General features: G+C 71.2%; 6 protein-coding genes and 1 pseudogene. 5 read left to right on the forward strand and 2 right to left on the reverse strand.

Annotation, left to right across the window (positions count from 1 at the left end):
- Together E1166_RS27495 and E1166_RS27500 are read right to left on the reverse strand one after the other, a co-directional pair.
- A pseudogene (locus E1166_RS27495) lies at positions 1-198 on the reverse strand (1-acyl-sn-glycerol-3-phosphate acyltransferase); the annotation flags it as partial.
- Complete coding sequence (locus tag E1166_RS27500) at positions 195-974, reverse strand: GNAT family N-acyltransferase (protein ID WP_132342817.1); 780 nt, start codon at positions 972-974, stop codon at positions 195-197. The pseudogene E1166_RS27495 and the gene E1166_RS27500, both read right to left, overlap by 4 nt.
- 220 nt (positions 975-1,194) lie before the next feature.
- On the opposite strand from E1166_RS27500, the gene E1166_RS27505 reads away from it, so the two are divergent.
- The 5 genes from E1166_RS27505 to E1166_RS27525 all read left to right on the forward strand — a co-directional run bounded on the left by E1166_RS27505 (position 1,195) and on the right by E1166_RS27525 (position 8,023).
- On the forward strand, positions 1,195-1,866 hold the full coding sequence (locus E1166_RS27505) for a hypothetical protein (RefSeq protein ID WP_132342818.1): 672 nt from the start codon (positions 1,195-1,197) through the stop codon (positions 1,864-1,866).
- A gap of 149 nt (positions 1,867-2,015) precedes the next feature.
- A complete protein-coding gene (locus E1166_RS27510) occupies positions 2,016-2,948 on the forward strand; it encodes an ABC transporter ATP-binding protein (protein ID WP_132342819.1) in 933 nt (310 codons plus the stop codon).
- Positions 2,945-3,757 carry an ABC transporter permease gene (locus tag E1166_RS27515; protein ID WP_132342820.1) on the forward strand — a complete coding sequence of 271 codons (813 nt, stop codon included), beginning with the start codon at positions 2,945-2,947 and terminating at the stop codon, positions 3,755-3,757. The genes E1166_RS27510 and E1166_RS27515 overlap by 4 nt, the downstream gene beginning before the upstream one ends.
- A gap of 252 nt (positions 3,758-4,009) precedes the next feature.
- Entirely contained in the window at positions 4,010-7,750 is a 3,741-nt protein-coding gene (locus tag E1166_RS27520) for a multifunctional oxoglutarate decarboxylase/oxoglutarate dehydrogenase thiamine pyrophosphate-binding subunit/dihydrolipoyllysine-residue succinyltransferase subunit (protein ID WP_132342821.1), read from the forward strand.
- 93 nt (positions 7,751-7,843) lie between these two features.
- Positions 7,844-8,023, forward strand: coding sequence for a DUF6104 family protein (locus E1166_RS27525; protein WP_132184910.1), 180 nt, complete (start codon positions 7,844-7,846; stop codon positions 8,021-8,023).
- The last annotated feature ends 83 nt before the right edge of the window (positions 8,024-8,106 follow it).

The following is an 8,106-nucleotide window of genomic DNA, read 5'->3' on the forward strand; positions in this document are numbered from 1 at the left end:
CCCCCGCACCGCGGCGGCCCGCTCCACCCTCGGTAGCAGCGGCAGCAGACCGACCAGGCCCGCCCCGACCAGCATCATCCCGAGTACGCCCAGCACCCGGGCCACCCGCAGCGCCACCGGCGCGGCCGGCACCTCGCCGGGGGCCGGCAGGCAGAACGGTCCGCACCCGGCGACGGGCCGCCACAGCGCGGCGCTCACCCCTCGGCCCCGCCGAGGAAGTGCCGCAGGTAGCGCGGGTGCATCCGGTCCAGGGAGAACAGCACGTAGAAGTCGGCCACCCCGAAGTCCGGGTCGTACGCCGGTTCGCCGGCGACCCACGCGCCGAGCCGGAGGTAACCGCGCAGCAGCGGTGGGACCAGGGCGCTCCCGGCGGCATCGCCGGTCGCGGTGTCCGGCCGGGCCGCCGCCGGCTCGGTGAACCAGGGCCGGCGGGGACGCACCCGCAGCAGCGGCGGCGACAGGTGCTTCGCGCGGGCCAGCGCCCACGCCTCGGCGGCGGCCCGGCCACCGTCGGCCACCGGCACCGAGGCGCAGCCACCCAGCCAACGGGAGCCACGCAGGTGCAGATAGCGGGTGATACCGGCCCACATCAGGTTGATCACCGCGCCGGAGCGGTGGTCGGGATGGACGCAGGAGCGGCCGGCCTCGACCAGCACGTCGCGGAGCGGGTCGAGCGCGGTCAGTTCGAACTCGCTCTCGGCGTACCGGCGCGTGGTACGGCCCGGGGGCAGCAACCGGTACGTCCCGACCACCGCGCCGGTGCGCTCCTCGCGCACGATCAGGTGGTCGCAGTGGGTGTCGAGGTCGTCCACGTCGCGGCCGTCCACCGCGGGTCGCAGGGTCGCGCCCAGTTCGCTGGCGAAGACCTCGTGGCGCAGGCGTTGGGCGGCCGCGACCTGGGTCGGGTCGTCGGCGATCAGCAGGATGTATCCGCTGGTCGTCAGGGGTGCGCCAGCGGCATGCAGAACAGCCATGGCTCCTGTGTAGGTGTCCGGGGTTGCCGCCCGCCCGGTGACGGGTGTCAATCCGGTGAACGCCGGCCGGCCGTCGGCCCCGAGCCGGGCACGAGCGGCGACAAGACCTCCGCCGGGTGCCCGGACCGGGCACCCGGACCCAGCCCGGCGACCCGGACCGGCCGTGCGACGCTGCCCGAACGGACCCGGCGACGACGCCGGGCCGGCAGGGAGGAGTCCGATGATCATCGAGTCCCGGTTCAACGGGCCGCCCGGCTCGGGCAACGGCGGATGGAGCGCCGGGATCTTCGCCGCCAACCACGGCGCGGACGGCCCCGTCGAGGTGACCCTGCGCCGGCCGCCGCCGCTGGACACCCCGCTGACCGTGGTCGACGGCGACGTGCTCGACCCGGACGGGCGGCTGGTCGCCCAGGTCCGCCCGGCCGGCGATCCGCCTCCGGCGGTGTCCCCGGTGGGCCCGGCGACGGCGGCGGCGGTCTCCGCCGCGTACCCGGGTCTGCGGGACCATCCCTTCCCCGGCTGTTACGTCTGCGGGCCGGATCGGACGGACGGGTTGCGGATCTTCCCCGGCCGGCTTCCGGACGGGCGGACCGCCGCGCCGTTCCGGGCGCCCGATCCGGTCGTCCCGGCCACGGTCTGGGCGGCGCTGGACTGCCCCGGTGGCTGGGCGGTGCTCGCCCCCGGGCGGCCGTACGTCCTGGGTCGGATCGCCGCCGTGGTCGACGGGCTGCCCGTGCCGGGCGACGACTGTGTAATCACCGGCGCGGCGGTCGAGGTCGTGGGGCGCAAAGCGGTGGTGGACACCAGTTTGTACGGCCCCACCGGGGCGCTGCTGGGCCGGGCCCGGGCCACCTGGGTCGCGGTGTCGCCGCAACCGGCGTCTCGTCCCTGAGGAGGACGGCCTCCCGCCAGAGGAGGAGGCCGGATTGACGAACGCGTCTGATGACGCGGGTTGCCCCGGCTTGGCAGGCTGGCGGCGGCGCCTGAGCAACGGCGCCGCGCACCGCGGCGCGTGACGCGCCGCCGCACGGGAGGAGAACGATGTCCGACGGGCAGTGGAGCCCCAGCACCGGCCAGATAGTCGTGTCCGGACTGACCAAGCAGTACAGGAACGTCCGGGCGGTCGACGACCTGTCCTTCACCATCGAGCCCGGTCGGGTGACCGGCTTCCTCGGCCCGAACGGCGCCGGCAAGACCACCACCCTGCGCATGCTGCTCAACCTGGTGACCCCCACCAGCGGCACGGCCACCATCGGCGGCCGGCGGTACGTCGACCTGACCGACCCGCTGCGGCACGTGGGCGCGGTGCTGGAGGCGTCCAGCGCGCACCGGGGTCGTACCGGGATCAACCACCTGCGGGTGATCTGCGCGGCGGCCGGGTTGCCGAAGCGGCGGGCCGACGAGGTGCTGGCGATGGTCGGGCTGACCCCCGCCGCGAAGCGCAAGTTCAAGGGCTACTCGCTGGGCATGAAGCAGCGGCTCGGCATCGCCGCGGCGATGCTGGGTGACCCCGGGGTGCTGATCCTGGACGAGCCGGCCAACGGCCTGGACCCGGAGGGCATCCGTTGGATGCGCGGCTTCCTCAAGAACCTCGCCCAGGAGGGCCGCACGGTGCTGGTCTCCAGCCACCTGCTCTCCGAGATGCAGCTGCTGGCCGACGACGTGGTGATCATCGCAGCCGGTCAACTGGTCCGGCAGGGCCCGGTCGACCAGGTGATCGGGTCGATAGCCCAGGGCGTCCGGGTGCGGGTGCGCACCCCGCAGGTCGAGGAGCTGACCGCGGCGCTGAAGGCGCAGTCGGCCACCGTCACCGCCGGTGAGCACGGCGTCCTGCTGGTCGACGGGGCGAACGCCCCGACCGTCGGGCGGGTCGCGCTGGCCGCCGGCGTGGAACTGCACGAACTCACCACCGAACGACCCGACCTGGAACGGGTCTTCCTGGAGCTCACGGCCGGGAAGGCGGGCATCCGATGAACCTGGTCCGATCCGAACTGCTCAAGATCCGTACCACCAACGCCTGGTGGCTGCTGGCCCTCGGAGCGTTCCTGTCGCTCGCCCTGGCCTTCGCGATCAACACCTGGCTCGCCGTCAGCTCGCTCGGCGGCAACCCCGAGACCGCGGAGGCCGGCGGGATCCCCGCCACCCCGGCCGCCCAGGCGGCCAACCTCTACACCTCCGGCCAGTACCTCGGGCTGATGTTCGTGATGCTCATCGGCATCCTCATGGTCACCAACGAGTTCTTCCACCAGACCGCGACCACGACGTTCCTGTCCACTCCGCGGCGCACCTCGGTGATCGTCAGCAAGCTCATCGCCGCCTCGCTGCTGGGTTTCGGGTTCTGGCTGGTCACCACGGTCATCGACCTGGCCGCCGGGGCGACGGTGCTGGCCCTCAACGACCACGGCACACAGCTCGGCCAGTGGGAGGTGCAGCGGGCGCTGCTGCTCAACCTGCTGGCGTACGCGATCTGGACCGTCCTCGGGGTGGGCATCGGCACCCTGATCACCAACCAGCTCGGCGCGGTGATCACGGCGTCGGTGGTCTACCTGCTCGGCACCCAGGTGGTGGGGGTCCTGTTCTTCCTGCTGGCCAACTGGCTGGACAACATGGCGGTGATGAAGTGGCAGGTGGTGTGGCCGGCCGCCGCCTCCAGCATCATGGTCAGCGGCGGCGAGTCGGAGATGCTGCCCGCCTGGTGGGTGGGTGCTCTGGTGCTGGTCGGGTACGCCCTCGCCAGCGGCGTGGCGGGCGTCCTGATCACCCGGCGGCGCGACATCTCCTGACCACTCGATCGACGCGGCCCCGGACGGTGACAGCGACGCCACCGTCCGGGGTCGTCGCGGCTAGCAGGAGTCGACGGGACACGCAGCGTTTGCTGAACTTCTGGCATCTTCTGTGAAAAGGGCCACCCGTCGGAGGCGGAAATGCCTGCGCCATTCGCACGGCGTAGCCTGGAAGCGTCTCCCGTGCGTCCTGTTTTGGCACGGGTGCCACCGCGTGACATTCCACCCGCGTGAAAGAGGCGATTACCGGCCGTGTCGACCCAGCAGACTTCGCAGGAGAACCCACTGGCGGGTTTCGGCCCGAACGAGTGGATCGTCGAGGAGATGTACCAGCGCTACCTCGCCGACCCATCGAGCGTCGACTCGGCCTGGCACGACTTCTTCGCCGACTACCGGCCGGCCCCGGGGGCCGCGACACCGCGTCCGGCCACCGAGAAGGCCCCGGCGAAGCCGGCCGTCGAGAAGGCCGCCGCCAGCGTGGCCGCGCCGGCCGCGAAACCGGCAGCCCCGCCGAAGACCGCCGAGCCGAAGCCGGCCGCCAAGCCCGCCGAGCCGAAGCCCGCCGCGACGGCCGCCGAGCCGAAGCCGGCCGCGAAGGCCGCCGCGGCGAAGCCAGCCGCGAAGGCCCCGACGGCGAGCGCCGCCGGCACCAGCCCGCTGCGCGGCATCGCTGCCAAGATCGTGCAGAACATGGACGCCTCGCTGTCCGTACCGACCGCGACCAGCGTTCGCGCGGTTCCGGCCAAGCTGCTGGTCGACAACCGCATCGTGATCAACAACCACCTCGCCCGAGGGCGGGGCGGCAAGGTCAGCTTCACCCACCTGATCGGGTACGCGATGGTCCGGGCGCTGGTCGAGCACCCGGAGATGAACAACTCCTACGCCGAGGTCGACGGCAAGCCGGCGCTGGTCCGCCCGGAGCACGTCAACCTGGGCATCGCCATCGACCTGGCCAAGCCGGACGGCTCCCGCAACCTGGTGGTGCCGTCCATCAAGGCCTGCGAGCAGATGGACTTCCGGCAGTTCTGGCAGGCGTACGAGGACGTGGTCCGGCGGGCCCGCCGCAACGAGCTGACCATGGACGACTACACCGGCACCACCATCTCGCTGACCAACCCGGGCGGCATCGGCACGGTCCACTCGATCCCGCGCCTGATGCAGGGGCAGAGCGCCATCATCGGCGTCGGCGCCATGGAGTACCCGGCGCCGTACCAGGGCATGAGCGAGGCCACCCTCGCCGAACTGGCGGTCAGCAAGATCATCACGCTGACCAGCACGTACGACCACCGGATCATCCAGGGCGCGCAGTCCGGCGAGTTCCTGAAGGTGATGCACGAGCTGCTGCTCGGCGAGCGTGGCTTCTACGACCAGATTTTCACCTCGCTGCGCATCCCGTACGAGCCGGTGCGCTGGATGCGCGACGTGGCCGTCGACTCCGAGGGCCAGATCAACAAGACCGCGCGGGTGCACGAGCTGATCCACGCGTACCGGGTGCGCGGCCACCTGATGGCCGACACCGACCCACTCGAGTTCAAGATCCGCAAGCATCCGGACCTGGACGTCCTCCAGCACGGGCTCACCCTGTGGGACCTCGACCGCACCTTCCCGGTCAACGGTTTCGCCGGCAAGCAGCGGATGAAGCTGCGCGAGATCCTCGGCGTGCTGCGCGACTCGTACTGCCGCCGGGTCGGCATCGAGTACATGCACATCCAGGACCCGGAGGAGCGGCGCTGGATCCAGGAGCGGATCGAGCGCAAGTACGAGAAGCCGCCGGCCGACGAGCAGAAGCACGTGCTCAACCGGCTCAACGCCGCCGAGGCGTTCGAGACCTTCCTGCAGACCAAGTACGTCGGTCAGAAGCGCTTCTCGCTGGAGGGCGGCGAGTCGCTGATCCCGCTGCTGGGCGAGGTGCTGGAGGCCGCCGCCGAGGACGGGCTGGACGAGGTCGTCATCGGCATGGCCCACCGGGGCCGACTCAACGTGCTGGCCAACATCGTCGGCAAGCCGTACGAGAAGATCTTCTCCGAGTTCGAGGGCCACCTGGACCCGCGCTCCACGCAGGGCTCCGGCGACGTGAAGTACCACCTCGGCCAGAACGGCAAGTTCACCACCCCGGACGGCGACCACGCGGTCAAGGTCTCGGTGGTGGCGAACCCGTCGCACCTGGAGGCCGTCGACCCGGTGCTGGAGGGCATCGTCCGGGCCAAGCAGGACCGGATCGACCTCAAGCTGGAGGGCTACACCGTGCTGCCGCTGGCGGTGCACGGCGACGCCGCCTTCGCCGGCCAGGGCGTGGTGGCCGAGACGCTCAACCTGTCCCAGCTGCGCGGTTACCGCACCGGCGGCACCGTGCACGTGGTGGTCAACAACCAGGTCGGTTTCACCACCGCGCCGGAGTACAGCCGCTCCAGCCTCTACAGCACCGACGTGGCCCGGATGATCCAGGCGCCGATCTTCCACGTCAACGGTGACGACCCCGAGGCGGTGGTCCGGGTCGCCCGGCTGGCCTTCGAGTACCGTCAGACGTTCAACAAGGACGTCGTCATCGACCTGGTCTGCTACCGCCGGCGCGGGCACAACGAGGGCGACGACCCGTCGATGTCCAACCCGCAGATGTACAAGATCATCGACTCGAAGCGCTCGGTGCGCAAGCTCTACACCGAGGAGCTGATCGGGCGGGGTGACATCACCGTGGAGGACGCGGAGGAACTGCTGCGCGACTACCAGGCGCAGTTGGAGCGGGTGTTCAAGGCCACCCGCGACGCCGCCACCACGCCGCGTCAGCTGAGCCGGCCGCCGCGCAAGGACGAGCCGGAGCCGCAGGTCGAGACCGCGACCGAGGCCGCCGTCATCAAGGCGGTCGGCGAGGCGCACGTCAACCTGCCGGAGGGCTTCACCCCGCACAAGCGGATCCAGCAGTTGCTCGACCGGCGACACAAGATGTCCACCGAGGGCGGCATCGACTGGGGCTTCGGCGAGATCATCGCCTTCGGTTCGCTGCTGCACGACGGGGTCACCGTCCGGCTCGCCGGTCAGGACTCCCGCCGCGGCACCTTCGTCCAGCGGCACGCCTCGATCGTCGACTCGAAGACCGGTGACGACTACCTGCCGCTGAAGTCGCTCACCGGCGGCGGCGAGCGGTCCCGCTTCTTCGTGCACGACTCGCTGCTCAGCGAGTACGCCGCGATGGGCTTCGAGTACGGCTACTCCGTGGAGAACGTCAACGCGCTGGTCTGCTGGGAGGCCCAGTTCGGCGACTTCGTCAACGGCGCCCAGTCGGTGATCGACGAGTTCATCTCCTCCGGTGAGGTGAAGTGGGGTCAGCGCTCGGCCGTCACCCTGCTGCTGCCGCACGGGCACGAGGGCCAGGGCCCGGACCACACCTCCGGCCGCCCGGAGCGGTTCCTGCAGCTCTGCGCCGAGGACAACATGCGGGTCGCGATCCCGACCACCCCGGCGAACTACTTCCACCTGCTGCGCCGCCAGGCCCTGTCGCCGAAACGGAAGCCGCTGGTGGTGTTCACGCCGAAGTCGCTGCTGCGGCACAAGCTCTGCGTCTCCCCGGTCGAGGACTTCACCACCGGCACCTTCGCCCCGGTGCTGACCGACCCGGCCGCCCCGGCGGCGCAGCAGGTCAAGCGGGTGCTGCTCTGCTCGGGCAAGGTCTACTACGACCTGTTCCAGGCCCGGCAGGAGCGCGGCGTCACCGACACCGCGATCATTCGCATCGAGCAGCTCTACCCGATGCCCGTGGAGGAGATCCGGGCGGCGCTGGCGGCGTACCCGAACGCGGAGGACTTCGCCTGGGTGCAGGAGGAGCCGGCCAACCAGGGCGCCTGGTCGTTCGTCGCGCTCAACCTGCTGGAGCACCTGGCCGACGTGCGGCTGCGGCGGATCTCCCGCCCGGCCGCCGCGGCCCCGGCGGTCGGTTCTGCCAAGATGCACGAGGTCGAGCAGACCGCGCTGATCGAGGCGGCGCTCCCCCGCCCGTGACCTGACCGCACCGACGAGACCCGGGGCAGCGCCGTCACGCGGACGGCGCTGCCCCGGCCCGCGTCCGGCGGTTCCATTCGCGAGAGGAACACCGTGTACTTCACCGACCGTGGCATCGAGGAACTGGTCGAGCGCCGAGGCGACGAGCAGGTCAGCATCGAGTGGCTGGCCGAGCGCCTACGCGATTTTGTCGATCTCAACCCCGAGTTCGAGACCCCGATCGAGCGCCTCGCCACCTACCTCGCCCGCCTCGACGACCCCGACGACGAATAACCCTCACCCCCATGTTGATCATGGGGTTGCCACCCCGACCCGCCGGGCGGGGTAAGGCCACTTCATGATCAACAGGGCGGGTG

Origin of the sequence: Micromonospora sp. KC213 (genome assembly GCF_004348325.1) — a bacterium.
GTDB lineage: Bacteria > Actinomycetota > Actinomycetes > Mycobacteriales > Micromonosporaceae > Micromonospora.